This window comes from Achromobacter piechaudii NBRC 102461 (assembly GCF_001571245.1).
In the GTDB taxonomy this organism is placed as follows: Bacteria; Pseudomonadota; Gammaproteobacteria; order Burkholderiales; family Burkholderiaceae_B; genus Achromobacter; species Achromobacter piechaudii.
On sequence record NZ_BCTK01000001.1, the window covers coordinates 586,075 to 604,659 of the forward strand.

At 66.5% G+C, this 18,585-nt stretch carries 15 protein-coding genes; 9 read left to right on the forward strand and 6 right to left on the reverse strand.

What is annotated here, in order from left to right; all coding sequences use genetic code 11:
- Positions 1 to 37: 37 nt before the first annotated feature.
- Both recJ and API01S_RS02830 read right to left on the reverse strand, forming a co-directional pair.
- A complete protein-coding gene (recJ, locus tag API01S_RS02825) occupies positions 38 to 1,738 on the reverse strand; it encodes a single-stranded-DNA-specific exonuclease RecJ (protein WP_050730142.1) in 1,701 nt (566 codons plus the stop codon).
- Positions 1,720 to 2,664 carry a hypothetical protein gene (locus API01S_RS02830; protein WP_061302984.1) on the reverse strand — a complete coding sequence of 315 codons (945 nt, stop codon included), beginning with the start codon at positions 2,662 to 2,664 and terminating at the stop codon, positions 1,720 to 1,722. The genes recJ and API01S_RS02830 overlap by 19 nt, the downstream gene beginning before the upstream one ends.
- A gap of 178 nt (positions 2,665 to 2,842) precedes the next feature.
- On the opposite strand from API01S_RS02830, the gene API01S_RS02835 reads away from it, so the two are divergent.
- From API01S_RS02835 to API01S_RS02850, 4 genes are all read left to right on the forward strand, one after another.
- Complete coding sequence (locus API01S_RS02835) at positions 2,843 to 4,075, forward strand: lipoprotein-releasing ABC transporter permease subunit (protein ID WP_061302987.1); 1,233 nt, start codon at positions 2,843 to 2,845, stop codon at positions 4,073 to 4,075.
- A complete protein-coding gene (locus API01S_RS02840; RefSeq protein ID WP_006220143.1) occupies positions 4,068 to 4,766 on the forward strand; it encodes an ABC transporter ATP-binding protein in 699 nt (232 codons plus the stop codon). Before API01S_RS02835 ends, API01S_RS02840 begins: the two co-directional genes overlap by 8 nt.
- Positions 4,767 to 4,819: 53 nt before the next feature.
- Positions 4,820 to 5,638, forward strand: a complete 819-nt coding sequence (locus API01S_RS02845; RefSeq protein ID WP_061302989.1) for a TatD family hydrolase — start codon at positions 4,820 to 4,822, stop codon at positions 5,636 to 5,638.
- A gap of 207 nt (positions 5,639 to 5,845) precedes the next feature.
- Positions 5,846 to 8,152 (forward strand): TonB-dependent receptor domain-containing protein, encoded by a 2,307-nt coding sequence (locus tag API01S_RS02850; protein ID WP_254598507.1) that lies wholly within the window; start codon positions 5,846 to 5,848, stop codon positions 8,150 to 8,152.
- On the opposite strand, the gene API01S_RS02855 is transcribed toward API01S_RS02850, so the two are convergent.
- A complete protein-coding gene (locus API01S_RS02855; RefSeq protein ID WP_061302991.1) occupies positions 8,142 to 9,614 on the reverse strand; it encodes a sensor histidine kinase in 1,473 nt (490 codons plus the stop codon). The two genes, API01S_RS02850 and API01S_RS02855, sit on opposite strands and share 11 nt — an antisense overlap.
- Complete coding sequence (locus API01S_RS02860; RefSeq protein WP_061302993.1) at positions 9,614 to 10,327, reverse strand: response regulator transcription factor; 714 nt, start codon at positions 10,325 to 10,327, stop codon at positions 9,614 to 9,616. The genes API01S_RS02855 and API01S_RS02860 overlap by 1 nt, the downstream gene beginning before the upstream one ends.
- A gap of 210 nt (positions 10,328 to 10,537) precedes the next feature.
- Between API01S_RS02860 and API01S_RS02865 the strand changes: the two genes are divergently transcribed.
- The 5 genes from API01S_RS02865 to API01S_RS02885 are packed head-to-tail and all read left to right on the forward strand — an operon-like array spanning position 10,538 to position 16,316.
- Positions 10,538 to 12,559 carry a ligand-gated channel protein gene (locus API01S_RS02865; RefSeq protein ID WP_061302995.1) on the forward strand — a complete coding sequence of 674 codons (2,022 nt, stop codon included), beginning with the start codon at positions 10,538 to 10,540 and terminating at the stop codon, positions 12,557 to 12,559.
- Between the two features lie 54 nt (positions 12,560 to 12,613).
- Positions 12,614 to 13,564, forward strand: coding sequence for a siderophore ABC transporter substrate-binding protein (locus API01S_RS02870; protein WP_061302996.1), 951 nt, complete (start codon positions 12,614 to 12,616; stop codon positions 13,562 to 13,564).
- Positions 13,565 to 13,595: 31 nt separating this feature from the next.
- Positions 13,596 to 14,588, forward strand: a complete 993-nt coding sequence (locus API01S_RS02875) for an ABC transporter permease (RefSeq protein ID WP_061302998.1) — start codon at positions 13,596 to 13,598, stop codon at positions 14,586 to 14,588.
- Complete coding sequence (locus API01S_RS02880) at positions 14,581 to 15,561, forward strand: iron chelate uptake ABC transporter family permease subunit (RefSeq protein WP_174544657.1); 981 nt, start codon at positions 14,581 to 14,583, stop codon at positions 15,559 to 15,561. Before API01S_RS02875 ends, API01S_RS02880 begins: the two co-directional genes overlap by 8 nt.
- On the forward strand, positions 15,558 to 16,316 hold the full coding sequence (locus API01S_RS02885) for an iron ABC transporter ATP-binding protein (RefSeq protein WP_050730151.1): 759 nt from the start codon (positions 15,558 to 15,560) through the stop codon (positions 16,314 to 16,316). Before API01S_RS02880 ends, API01S_RS02885 begins: the two co-directional genes overlap by 4 nt.
- A gap of 16 nt (positions 16,317 to 16,332) precedes the next feature.
- Here API01S_RS02885 and API01S_RS02890 read toward each other — a convergent pair whose 3' ends face one another.
- Positions 16,333 to 17,550, reverse strand: coding sequence for an MFS transporter (locus tag API01S_RS02890; RefSeq protein WP_061303000.1), 1,218 nt, complete (start codon positions 17,548 to 17,550; stop codon positions 16,333 to 16,335).
- A gap of 98 nt (positions 17,551 to 17,648) precedes the next feature.
- Complete coding sequence (gene thiM / locus API01S_RS02895) at positions 17,649 to 18,470, reverse strand: hydroxyethylthiazole kinase (protein ID WP_061303002.1); 822 nt, start codon at positions 18,468 to 18,470, stop codon at positions 17,649 to 17,651.
- Between the last annotated feature and the right edge of the window lie 115 nt (positions 18,471 to 18,585).

The following is an 18,585-nucleotide window of genomic DNA, read 5'->3' on the forward strand; positions in this document are numbered from 1 at the left end:
CCCCCTTGATAGGGAGTCGGTGGCGGCGGAGGCGGCTTCAGCCCGCGTGTTCGATCACCAACTGCACCGACACCATGCCGTTCCACACGTTCTGCTCCAGCCGGTAAGCGGCCTGGATGTGTTCGGGCAGCGATTGGTCGTGGCCGAACCAGATGGCGTCAAAGCGCTGATGGCCGCGCTCCAGCGACAGCTTCAAGTGCTTTTCACCGACCAGCCGCTGGTTGCGCACGGTGAATTCGTCCAGGAACAACGGAGCCGCAAAGCCCGCGCCCCAGACCTGCTGCTGCAACAGACCGGCGACTTCGGCGTTGGCGTAGCCCGATTCCAGCGATCCGTCGGTTTCGATGACGGGCTCGAAGGTATCGCGCCCGGTCAGTTCGCGCACGGCGGCATCGAAGGCGGGGGCGAAGGCGGGAAAGTCGGCGCGGCCCAGCGTCAGGCCGGCCGCCATCGCGTGGCCGCCGAACTTGCGGATCAGGTTGGGATGGCGCTTGGACACGAGGTCCAGCGCGTCGCGCAGATGCACGTCGGGAATCGAGCGACCGGAGCCGCGGATTTCGTCGTCGCCGGCAGGCGCGAAGGCCAGCGTGGGACGCCAGAATTTTTCTTTCAGGCGCGAGGCCACCAAGCCCACCACGCCCTGGTGCCAGCCCGGGTCGAACACGCAGACCGTGGCGCCGGCCGATGCGTTGGGTTCTTCCATGGCGGCCAGCGCCTGCTCGCGCATCTCGGCTTCGATGGTGCGGCGTTCGCGGTTGATGTTGTCCAGCTCGCGCGCCATTTCCAGCGCCTGGGCTTCGTCGTCGGTCGTCAGGCAGGCGATGCCCAGGCTCATGTCGGCCAGCCGGCCCGCCGCATTGATGCGCGGCCCCAGCGCAAAGCCCAGGTCGAAACCATTGGCGCTGCGCGGCTCGCGGCCCGCCACGGCAAAGAGCGCGCGCAAGCCGGGTTGCAGCCGGCCGCTGCGCATGCGTTGCAGGCCCTGCGTGACCAGCAGCCGGTTGTTGGCGTCCAGCTTGACCACGTCGGCCACGGTGCCCAGCGCGACCAGATCCGACAGCGCGTCCAGGCGCGGGCCGCCATCGGGCGCGTACACGCCTCGGCGGCGCAGCTCGGCGCGCAGCGCCAGCATCATGTAGAAGATCACGCCCACGCCCGCCAGGTTCTTGGACGGGAAGCCGCAGCCGGGCTGGTTCGGGTTCACGATGGCCAGCGCGTCGGGCAGGGTGTCGCCCGGCAGGTGGTGGTCGGTGATGACCACGCCGATGCCCGCGTCGTTGGCGGCGGCCACGCCGTCGACGCTGGCGATGCCGTTGTCGACGGTAATGATGATGTCGGGCTTGCCGCTACGATGGCGCACGGCCAGTTCGACCACGGCGGGCGACAGACCATAGCCGGTTTCAAAGCGGTTGGGCACGAGGAAGTCGACGTCGGCGCCCATGGCGGACAGCGCGCGCAGGCCGACCGCGCAGGCGGTGGCGCCGTCGCAATCGTAGTCGGCCACGATCAGCAGCTTCTTGCCGGACTGGATGGCGTCGGCCAGCACACCGGCAGCATGGGCGGAATGGGTCAGACCGGCAGGCGGAAGCAGCGAGGGCCAGGCCAGCCGGGTCTGATCGGGATGCGTGACGCCGCGCGCGGCCCACAGGCGGGCCAGCAGGGGATGGATGCCCGAGGCTTCCAGGATGCGGCAGGCTTCCAGGTCGGCGGGGCGAGTCGTTAAGCGGGGTGAGACCACCAGGCGCTCCAGTTTTTCTTGGGCGCGGGCAGCAAGCCGAGCAGGCCCCCGCGCGGTTTCAGGGTCAGGGCGACTTGGCGGTCGTCGCCCAGCAGCAGCAGTTCGGCGGGCGCGTCGGGCACGCCCTGTTTGCCGGCCAGCGGGCGCAGGTGCTGCGTATCGAGTTCGGCCAGCGCGTCCAGCCAGGCGGCCCAGTCGCCCGCGCGTTGCGGGGCGTCCAGCCCGGTCAGTACGCGTTCGTCGCCGGCCGGGGCCATCGTCCAGGGCGTGCCGCCGCCATACAGCCACAGCGCGTTGACGGGCGGCAGGCCGCGCGCGGCGCGTGCGTCGTTGACGGGGTGTTCATGCCACGCCATCTGTATTTCATTGAGCAGCCGTCGCCACGGTCGCGTCTCCGCGTCCTGGCGCCACCATTCATTGAGCCGATGGCCCGCCACCACCAGCGGCGAGGCCGTCTGGGGACGCAGGCCGTCCGGCAGCGTCAGCCGCCAGCGTTCGGGGGACAGCGGCTGGACGGTGAAGCCGGTGCCCTCGAACAAGGGCTGCGCGGTCTCCAGCAGAGCGGCGGATTCTTCGGGGCGCAATTCCATCTGGCCCGGGTCCAGCAGATTGGCCTGATCGGCGCCCAGCGCCAGATGGACCAGCTCGGCCAGCCAGACGGCCTGGCCGGCGGGTGCCTGGCTGCCTGCCAGCAGCGGGCCCAGGCCGGCGCCTTGCAGCAAGCCGGCTTCGGCCCGGTAGCCCGCGCGCGTCAGCCGCCAGGATTCAAAGGAGGTGCAGCCCGAGGCGCGCGCATCGAAGGCGGTGGCTCGGGCGGTGCCGGCCAGCAGCCAGCGGTGCAGCGTGGGGGCGCGTTCGGGCAGCAGCTTGGCCAGTTCGGCGGCAACGGGAAGGGCGGGCAGGGCGCCCGGAATGACGATCAGCATGGCGGCGATTGTAGTCCGCCCAGGCGACGGGAACTAAGCGGCCGGCAGCACTGCCATAGCTTGACACGGCTGGTCGTGGAACCGCACATTCGCGGCGCGATTTCCAGGCCGTTAATGCAATAATGCGCACGTGCTGAAAATACCCTACGAACTCTGGATAGGCGCCCGCTATGCCGGGATGGCCCGAATCCGCCAGCGACGCGGGCGCCGCGATCGCTTCATCTCCTTCATTGCAGCCAGCTCCATGGCGGGCATCGCGCTGGGCGTCGCCGCCCTGATCGTGGTGCTGTCCGTGATGAACGGGTTTCAAAAAGAAGTGCGCGACCGCATGTTGTCGGTGCTGCCGCACATCGAACTCTACATCCCCGGCGCCTTGCCGGAACGGGTGCTTGAGCAGTGGCAGCAGTTCGCCACGGCGGCCGAAAAGAACCCCGAGGTCAAGGCCGGCGCGCCCTTCGTGGCGGCGCAAGGCATGCTGGTGCGCGGACAGGCGCTGCGAGGCGTGCAGGTCAGGGGCATCGACCCAGCCACCGAGGGCAACGTATCGGACCTGCCGCGCCAGATGGTGTCGGGCAAGTTGACCGATCTGAAAGCCGGCGGTTTCGGCGTGGTGCTGGGTAACGAGCTGGCCGACGGGCTGGGCGTGAAAGTCGGCGACACGCTGTTGATGATGGCGCCGCAAGGCTCGATCAGCCCGGCCGGTTTCGCGCCGCGCATGCGCCAGTTCACCGTGGTGGGCGTGTTCTCGTCCGGCCACTATGAATACGATTCATCGCTGGCCTTCGTAGACAACCAGGACGCCGCCCGCGTGTTCCGTGAAAGCGGCACGGCCGGCGTGCGGCTGCGCATTGCCGACATGCAGAAAGCGCCCGAAGTGGCCAACGAACTGAAGGCGGTGCTGCCGCCTTACGTGATGGCCAGCGACTGGTCGCGCAACAACCGCACCTGGTTCGCCGCCGTGCAAACCGAAAAGCGCATGATGTTCCTGATCCTGGCGCTGATCGTCGCCGTGGCCGCGTTCAACCTGCTGTCTTCGCTGGTGATGGCGGTCAAGGACAAGCAGTCGGACATCGCCATCCTGCGCACCCTGGGTGCAGGGCCGGGCGAGGTCGCACGCATCTTCCTGGTGCAAGGCGCGCTGATCGGCGTCATCGGCACCTTGCTGGGCGTGGTGGGCGGCATTGCAATTGCCTACAACGTCGATGTCATCGTGCCGTTCATCGAACGCCTGCTGGGCGTGCACTTCCTGCCGCGCGAAGTCTATTTCATCAGCGCGCTGCCTTCCGACCCGCAAATGGGCGACATCGTCACCATCGGCCTGACGTCGCTGGTGCTGTCCCTGCTGGCGACGCTGTATCCCAGCTGGCGCGCCTCGCGTCTGCAACCGGCCCAGGTGCTGCGCCATGATTAAGATTCCCAACGCTGATGTCCTGACGCCTGCCCTGCAAGCCGAGAACATCGTCAAGTACTACGACGAAGGCCCCGCCCGCATCGACGTGTTGAGTAACGTAAGCCTGTCGGTCGCGCGCGGCGAAATGGTCGCCATCGTCGGCGCGTCGGGCTCGGGCAAGAGCACCTTGCTGCACATTCTGGGCCTGTTGGACGTGCCCACCAGCGGCTCGGTGTCCGTGGACGGCAAGTTGGCCGTCGGCCTGTCCGAAGCCAAGAAGAGCGCGGTGCGCAACAGCAGCCTGGGCTTTGTCTATCAGTTCCACCATCTGCTGCCGGAATTTTCGGCGCTGGACAACGTGGCGATGCCCTTGATCGTGCGCCGCGAAAACCGCGACAAGGCCCGCGCCGCCGCACGCGAGGTGCTGGCGTTGGTGGGCCTGGCCGCGCGCGAAGATCATTTCCCCGGCCAGTTGTCGGGCGGCGAACGCCAACGTGTCGCGCTGGCGCGCGCGCTGGTCACGCGCCCCGTCTGCGTGCTGGCGGACGAACCCACCGGCAATCTGGACCGCAACACGGCGCACAAGATGTTTGAACTCTTGACGCGCGTGAACCAGGAATCGGGCACCGCCTTTGCCATCGTCACGCATGACCCGGAACTGGCCGCCCGCGCCGACCGCCAACTGCTGATGGAAAACGGCCGGCTCGTATAGGGATAGCCGGGGCAAGGGGCGGCGCGCATAATGCGCCGAAGGAGGCCACAACCATGCTGATCGACACCCACTGCCATCTGGACGCCGCCGAGTTCGACGCCGACCGCGCGCAGGTGGCCGACCATGCCTGCGAGGCCGGCGTGCGCAGCATCGTGATACCCGCCATCGAACGCGCCAATTTTTCCGTTGTGCGCGAACTTGCCGCACAGATCGACGGCGGCGCCTACGCGCTGGGCATCCATCCGCTGTACGTGCAACGCGCGGACGACGCCGACCTGGACGCGCTGCGCGAAGCCATTAAGCAATCGCTGGGCGACCCGCGCTTTGTCGCCATCGGTGAAATCGGCCTGGACTTCTTCGTGCCGGAATTCGCCACGGGCGAGCCGCGCGAACGCCAGGAACGCTTCTACGCCGCCCAGTTGGCGATGGCCGAAGAGTTCCACTTGCCCGTGCTGCTGCACGTGCGACGCTCGCAAGACATCCTGCTCAAGTACCTGCGCCGCCATGGTCCCATTGGCGGCATCGCGCATGCCTTCAACGGCAGCTCGCAGCAGGCTCAGGCGTTCATCGACCATGGCTTTGCGCTGGGCATGGGCGGTGCGATGACCTACGAACGCGCTTTGCAGATTCGCCGCCATGCGGTGGACGTGGACCTGTCGCATCTGGTGCTGGAAACCGATGCGCCCGACATTCCGCCCGCGTGGTTGCATCCGCCCCAGCGCCGCAACCGGCCGGGCGAACTGGCGCGGATCGCGGCCGTGCTGGCCGAGTTGCGCGGCATCACGCCCGTGCAGGTGGCCCATGCCACCACGGCCAACGCCATGCGCGTATTGCCGCGTCTGCCCGCCGCCATCCTCGCCGGCGACGAATAACCCGTCCCCGCATCTTGGCGTCCGATGACGGCAATTTGTCGTCTGGATGCCGCATAAATCCAAGAAATTTCTCAAAACTTTCTAAAAACTGAATTAAAGCTGACAAAAAGTTGAAGATCATATTGGGAATGAATATCATTGGCGTTCTAAAAAAATCCCAATCAGCGCCTAGCGCGCCGCCCGCCCGGGTGGTTCTTACAACTTCCTATGTCGCTCATCAGTTCGCCCCGTCAGATACGCCTGCAAGATCAAGCAAACCCATCAAACGCCAGCAACGCCGATCCGGCCGGCCGTGCATCCCGCCGCGCCTTGCCGCCCGCATTCCGTCTGTCTGCGCTGGCCTTGGCAATCATCGCGCCCTGCGCCGCGCAGGCCCAGAACGCCGCGCGATCCCTGGAAGACACCATGGGTGTTGCGCAACTGGATACCGTGGTCGTGACGGCCTCGGGTTTTGAACAGGAAATCAAGAACGCGCCGGCTTCTATTTCGGTCATCACGCGCGAGCAGCTTGAAACCCGTCCGTTCCACAATCTGGCCGATGCCGTGGCCGATGTGGAAGGCGTGACGGTCGAGCGGGGCGGCAAGGCCGGGGGCATGAACATCAGCATCCGCGGTCTGCCCAGCGACTACACACTGGTGCTGGTCGATGGCAAGCGCCTGAACCAGAACAGCTCGGGCGCGCGTCCCAACGGCTTTGGCGACGTCGACACCAACTTCATCCCGCCCATGGCCGCCATCGAACGCATCGAAGTCGTGCGCGGGCCCATGTCCACGCTGTACGGCTCGGACGCCATGGGCGGCGTGATCAACATCATTACGCGCAAGGTCAGCCAGGAGTGGACCGGCCAGATCACGCTGGACGGCACCGCCCAGGGTGACAACACCTACGGCAACAACTACGGCGCGGCGTTCTACCTGAGCGGCCCCATCAAGACCGACAAGCTGGGCCTGACGCTGCGCGGCGGCCACTACCGCCGCCTGAGCGCCAACGGCGACTACCCGGTCAACCAGGCCGAATACGACAGCGGCAAATACACCGGCGACATCGCCAGCTTCTCGGGCCTGGGCGACAGCACGCAGCAGAACGTGGGCCTGCGCCTGGCGCTCACGCCCAACCGCAACCACGACATCCTGTTCGACGTGGACAGCAACTGGCAGACCTACGACAACGCCAACGGAGAACTCGGCACGCTGAACACCAGCATCGCGCCCAACCGCCAGGGCGGCGGCTACGACCCGGAGATGAAGTTCAACCGCCAGCGCTATGCGCTGACGCACCTGGGCCGCTACAGCGGTTCGGTCAGCTCCGACACCAGCCTGGTGTACGACACCACCGAAACCATCGGCCGCACCAACCCCATGAACGCGCCGCGTCGTCCCACCGACGGCGACAAGCGCGATCTTGAATACGACAACTGGGTGTTCGACACGAAGTGGACGACGCCGCTGTTCAACGAACGCCACAACCTCACCGTGGGCGGGCAGTGGCGCGAGCAGCATTTCAAGGACACGCTCGTGTCCGCGCCGCTGAACCAGCGTCAGTATCAATGGGCCTTGTTCGCCGAAGACGAATGGCGGATTGTCGACGACCTGGCCCTGACGGCCGGCGCGCGCTACGACCGCAACGAACAGTTCGGCGGCAAGTGGAGCCCGCGCGGCTATCTGGTGTGGAACGCCACGCCGATGTGGACCGTCAAGGGCGGCGTCAGCAAGGGCTACAAGACGCCCGACATCAACCTGATGACCGACGGCATCATCGGCCTGGGTGCGCAGGGCACCATGCCGCTGTTGGGCAATTCCCAGCTCAAGCCTGAAAGCAGCACCGCGTCGGAACTGGGTTTGTTGTTTGACGACGGCGAAGGTCTGTCGGGCAACCTGACCGCCTTCCACACCAAGTTCAAGGACAAGATCGACAGCCAGAACGTGCCCAACTGCCTCGCGGTCGGCGGCCCGGCGGCGGGCTGCCTGGACCTGGGCGTGTGGGAACGCAACGGTATCCCGGTGGCCAATTTCTCGCAGCGCGTGAACATCGATACCGCCACCATTCAAGGCTTCGAACTCGGCGGTCGCGTGCCGCTGGGCGGCGGCGTGTCATTCAACGGCAACTACACCCTGACGGCCAGCGAAGTGACGTCGGGCGCCAAGGAGGGCCAACCGCTGGGTTCGCAACCGCGCCACGCCTTGAACCTGGGCCTTAACTGGCGCATCAACGACCAGTTCAACGTGTGGGCGCGCGGCGAATACCGCGCCAAGCAGTTCAACGACATGAACTGGGAAAAAGAGCAGGTGTTCTACAACCCGTACTGGCTGGCCAGCACGGGCGGCTCGTATGTCGTGAGCAAGAACGTGACGCTGTCGGCGTCCGTATTCAATCTGTTCGACAAGAACTTCGTGAACTACGGCCCGACGAAGGTGGGCGCAACGACGCCGGCCGCCAACGCCAACTGGTCCAACTCGTACCGCCAGGTGCTGGAAGGCCGCCGCTTGTGGGTGTCGGCCAACATCACGTTCTGACGCCAGCCGGCCGCCCTGGTGACAGGGGCGGCTGCGCGCCCGAATGCGTCAGCGATGGCGGCACGGGGCGGGGCAGCGGATGCGGAATTTCGATGCGCACGGCCAAGCCATGCGGAGACACATTCCTGGCCGCGATCCGGCCCTTGTGCGCGGCCACGGCGGCCTGGGCGATGGACAGGCCCAGGCCCGCGCCGGAACCGGGAGTGTGCGCGCCCGAGGCCGAACGGAAGAAGGGTTCGAACAACGATCCCAGGTCTTCCTGCGGCACGCCCGGCCCCCGGTCTTCGATCTCCAGGCAGGCGTGCTGCGCATTTTGCAGCAGCCGCACGCGGATGGCGCTATGCGCGGGCGCGAACCGCAGCGCATTGCGCAGCACGTTTTCAATGGCGCTGGACAGGCTGTCAGCTTCGCCCGTGATGAAAACGGGCGAAGGCGGCTCCCACACGATGCGCACTTGCGATTGCGTCGCTTCAAAACGCGCGTCGTCCACCACGGCGCTGACCAGATCGATCAGGTCCAGCGTGTCGCGCGGTTCGGGCAGCGCGCCCAGCCGGGCCAGCCGCAGCGTGCTGCCGATCAACGCATCGAGGCGTTCGCATTCGCGTTCGATGCGGTCCAGCTGCACGTCCTGGCGCTCGTCCTTGCGCCGCGCCAGTTCGCTGGCCAGACGCAACCGGGCCAGCGGCGAGCGCAACTCGTGCGCGATGTTGTGCAGCAATTGTTCGCGCGTGTCGACCACCGCCTTGAGCCGGTCGGCCATGGCGTTGAAGTCGCGCGCCAGCAGGCCCAGCTCGTCTTTGCGGCCCGCCAGCTTGTCCGGTGTGTGCGCGCCCAGGTGACCTGCCGCCAGCGCCTGCGTGGTGTGGCGCAGTTGCGTCAAGGGCGCGGTCACGTGCCGGGTCAGCGCCCAGCAAAAGGGCGCGGTCACGGCCAGGGCGAACAGCAGCAAGGCCAGCGCGACGGGGGACAGCCCCAACACTTCCCAATGCGATGAGTCGAACGGCAGGAACAGCATCAGCAGTTCATCGCCATCGGGCAGCACCAGCAACTGGGGTTGCCACCAGGACACGCGCTGGACAGCGGGATCGGGTTGGGTCAGGTTCGAGGGCAGCGGCCGGTCGGGCGCGGCGCGATACGCGCTCAACCAGTCGTGCATGCGGGCGGGCAGCGTGCGGCCCAGGATTTCCCGGTCGTCCCTGTCCAGGATGTAGATCTTCAGCGCCGAGTAGCGCTGGTCCATGGCCTGGACCCAGCGTTCCAGCCCGTCCTTGCCGTGGATGCGCGCAATCTGCGCAGCGTCGTGCGTGAGGCTGCCGGGGTTCAGCCCGTCCAGCGAATTGATGCGATACCAGGCCACGGCGGCGGTGAACAGCATGCCGCACACCAGGATGACGGCCATCGCACACCAGAAGGTCAGGAAGGCGCGCCAGAACAGCGACCGCGTCGGCAACAACCAGCGCATCAGGCCGCGCCTGCCAGCACGTAGCCCAGACCGCGCAGATTGCGGATCGACAGCGTGCCGCTGGATTGATCCAGGCGCAGCTTTTTGCGCAGGGTGCTGATGTGCGTGTCGATGCTGCGGTCGTAGCGGTCAGGGCGGCGGCCCAGCGCGTACATGCCGATCTGCTCGCGCGCCACGACCTGGCCGGGGGCGCGCATCAGCAGTTCCAGGATCCGTTGTTCAGCGCCGGTCAACAGCACCTCTTCGGCATCCAGGCAGGCCCGGCCCGAGGCAGGGTCCAGCGACAGCGCGCCCAGCGTCAGGCTGGGCCGCGAGGTTTCGGGCACCTCTTCAAAGCGCCGCAGCACGGCGGTGATGCGTGCCTTGAGTTCGCGCGGGCTGAAAGGCTTGGCCAGATAATCGTCCGCGCCGAATTCCAGGCCCAACACGCGATCGGTTTCGCCGCCGTGCGCGGTGAACATGATGACCGGGCGGCGCGAGCGCTGCCGATAGCGCTTGAGCAGGTCCAGCCCGTTGCCGTCCGGCAGCATGAGATCAAGCAGGACCAGGTCGTAATCGTCCTGCGCGAGCATGGCCAGGCCTTGCGCGCCCGTGCTCGCCAGCGTCAGCAGGCAGTGATTGGGTTCGAGGTATTCACGCAGCATCTGCGCCAGCTCGACGTCGTCGTCGATGAGCAGGATGCGGCGTGCGACCGCTGGGGTTGAGAAGAGCATCCGTAGTGTGTCCGCACCCGGTAGTGTGGCCGATGGCCGCCCGCCGAAGTGTCAAGAAGTGCGAAGAAGATAAAAGTTGCGGAAAGGTGTTTGCCCGGTTCCGAAGGCCTCAATTCTAATATGAGAATAGTTTTCATTAAGAAATAAGAGGCAGGCCCGAAGTTGCACGCAGGGTGCGGCAGGGTCCTGGTACGGGAGCAAGCAAGCATCATGAGCAGCAACGATCTGGCCTTGGGCGGCCGTGTTTTGACATCGCGGACCCAACTGGCGGCGGCGCTTTGCGCCGCGGGCCTGGGCATGGGACCCGCCGCCGCGTGGGCGCAAAGCGCCAACGAGGCCAAGACCCTGGATACCGTCGTGGTGACGGCCAGCGGCTTCGAACAGCAGATCCAGGACGCGCCCGCGTCGATCAGCGTCATCACCCGCGAAGACTTGGACAAGAAGTTCTACCGCGACGTGAACGACGCCTTGATCGACGTGCCCGGCGTCATCGTGACGGGCGGCGGCGACCGCCAGGACATCAGCCTGCGCGGCATGGGCCCGCAATACACCTTGATCCTGATCGACGGCAAGCGCCAGAGCTCGCGCGAGACCCGTACCAACTCCGATTCCGCCGGCGTGGAAGGCGGCTGGACGCCGCCGCTGGCCGCCATCGAGCGCATTGAAGTGGTGCGCGGGCCGATGTCGTCGCTGTATGGGTCGGACGCCATGGGGGGCGTCATCAACATCATCACGCGCAAGGTGCCCAAGGAATGGGGCGGCGAAATCCGCATGGACACCACGATCCAGGAAAGCAGCAAGTCGGGCGATATCTACCAGGGCAACTTCTACCTGGCCGGTCCCATCAAGAACGATCTGCTGGGCTTGCAGATCTACGGCCAGGCATCGCAGCGCGACGAAGACAACATCGTCAACGGGTTCCGCAAGCGCAATTCCGACAGCGTCACGGCCAAGCTCGCGCTGACGCCGAACCGCGATCATGACATCGTGCTGGAAGCCACCGCGATGCGCCAGAAAATCCAGGAGACGCTGGGCAAGACCGTCGCCCCGCTGGCGCCCGGCGTCGCCTGCGCACGCACGGGTTGCCCTGCGTCGGCGCAGAACGACTACCGCAGCAACAAGTGGGCCCTGTCGCACACCGGGCGCTGGGGCTGGGCCGTGTCAGACAGCTATGTGCAACAGGAAGAATTCGACAACCGCTCGCGCCAGATGAAGGTCAAGAACCTGAATCTGCAATCGAGCTGGACACTGCCGCTGGGCTCGCACATGCTGACGCTGGGCGGCACATACCTGAGCCAGCGCTTGAACGACCAGACCGGCAACCAGCTGTCGGGCGGGCCCAACAAGATCGACCGCTATCAGTGGGCCCTGTTCGCCGAAGACGAATGGCGGCTGACCGACAGCTTCGCCGTCACCGCCGGCCTGCGCATGGACGAGGACGAGAACTTCGGCACGCACTTCAGTCCGCGCCTGTACGGCGTGTGGCGCATGGCGGACCGCTGGACGCTCAAGGGCGGCGTGTCCACGGGCTTTCGCGCGCCGGACCTGCGCCAGACGGTGGCGGGGTGGGGCCAGGTTAGCCGGGGCGGCAACATGTACGGCAACCCCGACCTGACGCCCGAGAAGTCCGTGACCGAGGAAATCGGCCTGCTGTATGACGACGGCGCAGGCTTCAACGCCGGGGTCACGCTGTTCAACAACGACTTCAAGGACAAGATCACCCGCGTGGCTTGCCCGCTGACGCAATGCACCGAAGGCCCCAACCAGTTCGGCTCCAATCCCACCACCTACATGAACGTGGACAAGGCCGTGTCGCGCGGCGTGGAAGCCAGCATGAAGCTGCCGCTGGCGCGCGATTGGTCGCTGACCAGCAGCTACACGTACACCAAGTCGGAACAGAAATCCGGCCAGTACAAGGGCGAACCGTTGAACCAGCTGCCCAAGCACCTGTTCACCACGACGGTGGATTGGCAGGCGTCCGACGCCTTGCAGGCGTGGGCGCGCGTGAACTACCGGGGCAAGGAAAGCCAGCCGACCACGGGCGCATCGTCGTCCTCGGTGGTGGCGCCGTCCTACACCTTCGTGGACCTGGGCGCGTCCTACGCGGTGAACAAGACCGTGTCGGTCTACGCCGGCATCTACAACCTGTTCGACAAGCAGGTCACGTATGACGACTACGAATACGTCGAAGACGGCCGCCGCTACTGGCTGGGCGTGGGCGTGAAGTTCTGACAGCGACAAGAAGCGGGGGCGCTGCTTGTCCCCCCGCAACACACTGAGGTTCTTATGACTATGCTGGAAAACAAGTACCGTGCCCGCCGTTGGCTGCTGCGCGCGGGCGCGGCGCTGGCCTTGTGCTCGGCGGCTGGCGTGTGGGCCGCACCTGCCACCGTGCCCGTCAAACATGCGCGCGGACAGACCGAGGTGCCCGCCAACCCGGCCAGGATCATCGTCATGGACATGGCGGTGCTGGACACGATGCACGCGCTGGACGCGGAGGTCGCGGGCGTGCCGACCGCCGCCAAGCTGCCGCCGCAACTGGCGCAGTACGCCGACGATCGCTACCTGAAAGTCGGCTCGCTGTTCGAGCCCAACTACGAGGTGATCCACGCCGCGCAGCCGCAGCTGATCGTCGTGGCGGGCCGGTCCGCGCCCAAATACGATGAGTTGTCCCGGCTGGCGCCCACCATCGACCTGACCGTCGACCCGCGCGACCTGGTGGGCAGCGTCGCGCGCAACACCGAAACGCTGGCGGCCATTACCGGCAGGCAAGCGCAGGCCAAACAGAAGCTGGACGCCTTGCGCGCCTCGATTGCCGCGCTGCACGGGCAGGCCGCGTCGGCCGGCACCGCGCTGATCGTGCTGACCACGGGCGGCAAGATGAGCGCCTACGGCCCTGGCTCGCGCTTTGGCGTGATCCACGATACGTTCGGCTTCAAGCCCGCCTCGCCGGATCTGAACGTGTCGAATCACGGCCAGGCCGTGTCGTTCGAGTTCATCGCCGAGACCAACCCCGACTGGCTGTTCGTGATCGACCGCGACGCCGCGATCGGTCGCGAAGGCGTGTCGGCCCAGCGCATGCTGGACAACGATCTGGTGCGCGCCACCCAGGCATGGAAGAACAAGCGCGTGGTGTATCTGAACGGCTTCAACTGGTATCTGCTGGGCAGCGCCGGGCTGACGGCCATGCAGCAGAACGTGGACGATATCGCAGCCGTGCTGGCGCAAGGAAAGTAGGCGGTATGTGGTACGTAGCAAAAGGCCGTCGATGACTTGGCGGCGGGCGATAAGCGGGTGGGGCGGCATGGCCGGGGTGGTGTTGGTGCTGGTGGCGCTGTGCGCGGCCAGCGTCAGCCTGGGGGCGGGCAAGCTGTCCTTCACGGCGCTCTGGGGTAGCGGGGAAGAGGCCGAGCGCGCGTGGCGGCTGCTGCTGGTCAGCCGAGTGCCGCGCACCTTGGCCTTGCTTTTGGCCGGCGTGGCGCTGGCGGTGGCGGGCCTGATCATGCAGATGCTGGTGCGCAACCGCTACGTCGAGCCCACCACCGCCGGTACGGTGGAGTCGGCCACGCTGGGCATCCTGGTCATCACGCTGCTGGCGCCGGACACGCCCGTGATCGGCAAGATGATGACGGCCACGGCCTTCGCGCTCGCGGGCACTTTGCTGTTCCTCGCGCTGCTGCGCCGCGTGCCGCTGCGCACGCCGTTCATCGTGCCCCTGATCGGCTTGATCCTGGGCGGCGTGATTCACGCCGCCACCACCTTCATCGCGTTTCGCTTCGACCTGCTGCAATCGCTGCACGCCTGGACCACCGGCGATTTTTCAGGCGTGCTGCGCGGCCGCTACGAATTGCTGTGGATCGGCTTCGCGCTCGCCTGTGCCGCCTACATGGCGGCGGACCGCTACACGGTGGCCGGCATGGGCCGCGAGTTCGCGTCCAACCTGGGCTTGAACCACGCGCGCCTGACCTTCGTGGGCCTGCTGATCGTGTCGGCGATATCGGCGGTGGTGGTGGTGACGGCCGGGGGCATTCCGTTCCTGGGCCTGATCGTACCCAACGCCGTCAGCCTGGTGCTGGGCGACAACATGCGCCGCGCCATTCCGTGGGTGGCGCTGCTGGGCGGCGTGTTCGTGCTGGCCTGCGACATCATCGGCAGGCTGGTTATCCATCCCTATGAAATTCCCATCGGCACGGTCGTGGGCGTGGTCGGCAGCATCCTGTTCCTCTGCCTGCTGCGTTTGAAAAGGACGCGCCTTGGCTGAATCCGCCTGCTCCTTCTCCGCAGCCGCGCCGCAACGCCTGCGCCTGTTATGGCTGTCCGCCGTTGCGCTGGCATGCATCGTGGCCTACATGAGCCTGGGCGCGCAGGGCCAATGGTCGTTCGTGATCCCTTTTCGCGGCGGCAAGCTGGCCGCGATGCTGCTGGTGGCATACGCCGTGGCTGTGTCTTCCGTGCTGTTCCAGACCATCACGCACAACCGCATCCTGACGCCCGCCATCATGGGCTTCGATGCGCTGTACCTGTTGATCCAGGCCGTGGTGGTGTTCGGATTCGGTCAGGCCGCCGCTGCCGCCGAGCATTCCGTCGCGGCCTTTGTACTGGAGGTGGGCGCGATGACGGCATTTGCCTGCCTGCTGTTTCGCTGGCTGTTTTCCGACGCGGTGCGCAGCCTGCACCTGATGATGCTGGTGGGCATCGTCTTCGGCCTGCTGTTTCGCAGCCTGTCCAGCTTCGTCGTGCGGCTGATCGATCCCAACGAATTCCTCGTGCTGCAAGACCGCATGTTCGCAAGCTTCAATTCCGTGCGCGTGTCGCTGCTGCCCATCGCGATGGCCGCCGTGTGCGTGGCGACGCTGGTGATCTGGCGGCTGCGTCATCGCTACGACGTGCTGGCGCTGGGACGCGACATTGCCGTGAACCTGGGCGTGGACTATCGCCGCTGCCTGCTGCTGACGCTGGGCGCGATCGCGGTGCTGGTGTCGGTATCCACCGCGCTGGTCGGCCCCGTCACATTCTTCGGGCTGCTGGTCAGCAACCTGGCCTACCAGGCGATGGGGTCCGACAAGCATCAGTACACCGTGCCCGCTGCAACCTTGCTGGGCGTCATCTTCCTGGTAGGCGGGCAGACCTTGCTGGAACGCGTGCTGGGCCTGAACACCACGGTCAGCGTCGTGATCGAATTCGTGGGCGGCGTGATGTTCCTGATCCTTATCCTGCGCAAGGGGCGCCGATGATAGAAATAGACCGTGTCAGCAAACACTATGGCGACAGCGTGGTCGTCAATCAGGTCACGCTCCGATTGCCCGCGCGTGGCGTGACCGCCATCATCGGGCCGAACGGCGCGGGCAAGTCGACACTGCTTTCCATGGTGAGCCGGCTGTTGCCGTTGTCCGGGGGGCGCATCCACGTGGACGGATTGGACGTGACTCGCGCAGACAGCCGCGAGCTGGCGCGCCGCCTGTCCATCCTGCGGCAGGACAACCACCTGCCGCTGCGCCTGACCGTCAGGGATCTGGTGGCGTTCGGCCGCTATCCGCATACGGGCGGCCGGCTGACGCTGGACGACAAAGCCCACATCGACCGCGCCATTTCGTATCTGAACCTGGATACTTTGGCGGATCGCTATCTGGATGAGATGTCCGGTGGACAGCGCCAGCGCGCTTTCGTGGCGATGGTGCTGTGCCAGGACACGCGCTACGTGCTGCTGGACGAGCCGCTGAACAGCCTGGACATGAAGCACGCGGTCGCGATGATGGGCACCTTGCGCCGCGCCGCCGATGAGCTGGGCAAGACGGTGGTGCTGGTGCTGCATGACATCAATTTCGCGTCTAGCTACGCCGACCGCATCGTGGCGATGCGCCAGGGCCGCGTGGCGCATCAGGGCACCCCGGCCGAACTGATCCGGCCCGAGGTGCTGGGGCCACTGTACGAATTGCCGATCGACGTGCACGAGATCGGCGGTCGGCGCATCTGCGTGTATTACCGCTAGATGCGCCAGCAGGCGGTTACGCCGACTCGGTCGCGGCCACCATGCGCGCCTGGCGCGCGGCGCGATGGCGGCGTTCCAGCAGGACGGCCCACAGCCACAAGGGCATGCTGGCGATGGCGAGCAGGCTGCCCACCCAGCCCGTCGAGGTCCAGCCGTAGCCGGCCGCAATGGCCAGGCCGCCCAGCAAGGGGCCTAGCGCATTGGCGGTATTGAAGGCGGAATGGTTCAGCGCGGCGGCCAGCCCCTGCGCGTCGCCCGCCACGTCCATCAGGCGGGTTTGCAGCACCGTCCCCAACGCGCCGCCCACGCCCACCAGGAACACGTTCAGCGTGATCAGCCAGACGTTGTGCGCCATCAACGGAAACAGCGCCAGCACGATGGCCGACCACAGCAGCAGCAGGCCCGCCGTGCGCATGACGGCGCGGTCCGCAAACACCGGCACCACCATGTTGCCCACGGTCAGTCCCACGCCGAACGCACTGAGCACGAAGGGCACGGTGGTGGGGGCTACCTGCGTCACGGCGGTCAGCGTGTCGGCCAGGTAGGTGTAGATGGAGAACAGCCCACCAAAGCCCACCGCGCCGATCGCCAACGTGATCCAGACCTGGCCACGACCCAGCGCGCTCAGTTCGCGCAGCGGACTGGCCTTGTGGACGGCGGGCGTATCGGGCGCGTAGATGGCGACGCTGATCATGGTCAGCACCGCCAGCAGCGACACCAGGCCGAAGCTCCAGCGCCAGCCGATCACTTGTCCCAGCCAGTTGGCCATCGGCACTCCGACGATGGTGGCGACCGTCAGGCCCAGGAACACGCGGCCTACCGCCACGGTGCGGCGATTGGCCGGCACCAGCGAGCTGGCCACCAGCGAGGCAATACCGAAATACGCGCCATGCGGCAGGCCGCTAAGAAAGCGGAAGAACAGCATCCAGTGATAATCGGGCGCGATGGCGCTCAGGCCATTGCCGATGGCGAACAGACCCATCAGCGCGATCAAGAGACGGCGGCGCGGCATCTTCGCGCCCAGCACGGCCAGGATCGGCGCGCCGACCACCACCCCCAGCGCATAGGCGCTGATGACGTGGCCGGCGGTGGGGGCATCGATGCCCAGCGATTGAGAAAAATAAGGCAGCAGACTCATCGTGGCGAACTCGGTGGTTCCGATGGCGAAGCTGCCGATAGCAAGCGCAATGAGGACCAGCGCGGGTCGGTGCTGCGTAAGTGCGGGGTGAGACATGGGGAAGGGCGAGGGGTGATTCGAGAATTGTTGCGATGCAACAGCGCTATTGTAAGCACCCCCAGCTGTCATTGACGTGTCAGCCCGCCATTCACGTTTCAGCGCAGCGGAGATTCCCGCGTGAGGCTCTCTGCCTCCAGCCCCGCCAGCGCGTCCAGGAAGCGCCATGCGAACGACCCCGGGCCCTGCGCCAGCGCGCCCGCGCGTTCGCCCGCGATGGCGAAGCAGGACAGTGCGGCCACCGCCGCCGTGTAGGCGTCATCCTTGGCAACGGCGGCGAAGGCGCCCACCAGTGCGCTCAATGCGCAGCCGGTGGCGGTGACCAGCGGCATCAGCGCCGAGCCGCCCGTGATGTGTACCGAGCGCTGCCCGTCGGTGACGTAATCGGTTTCGCCGGTCACCGCCACCACGGTGCGGTGCGCGATGGCGATTTCCCTGGCCGACTGCTCCGCCTGCGCCACCGCGTCGCGCGCATCGACTCCTTTGCCCGCGCTCTGGCCGCCTGCCAGCGCGATGATTTCCGATGCGTTGCCGCGCACGATGGCAGGTTGCAACGCCATCAATCGCCGCACGGCGTCGCGCCGGAATGCCGTGGCGTGATGGGCGACGGGATCCAGCACCCAGGCAACGCCAGCCTCGTGCGCCGACGCGGCGGTCAGCAGCATGCTGTCGAGCCACGGCGCGGATAGCGTGCCGATATTGATGACCACCGCACCCGCCAGGCGCGCGAACTCTGGCGCTTCGTCCGAGGCATGCACCATCGCGGGCGACGCGCCCATCGCCAACAGCACATTGGCCGCAATGTTCATGGATACGAAATTGGTCAGGCACTGCACCAGCGGCGCATCGCGCCGCACCGCGACGTACAGGTCCTGGCTGGCACGCGCCAGGGCGGCGGTGCCGTTCGATGAGGGAGTCATGCCTGGGATCCTTGCGACGCAGTTGGGTTGATCGGCGTATGTTCTGGCGGCGCAAGGGGGCTGTCAAGCGGGAGGGCCGGCAGTACAATCGCGCCTCAAAATTAAGATGCCGGGG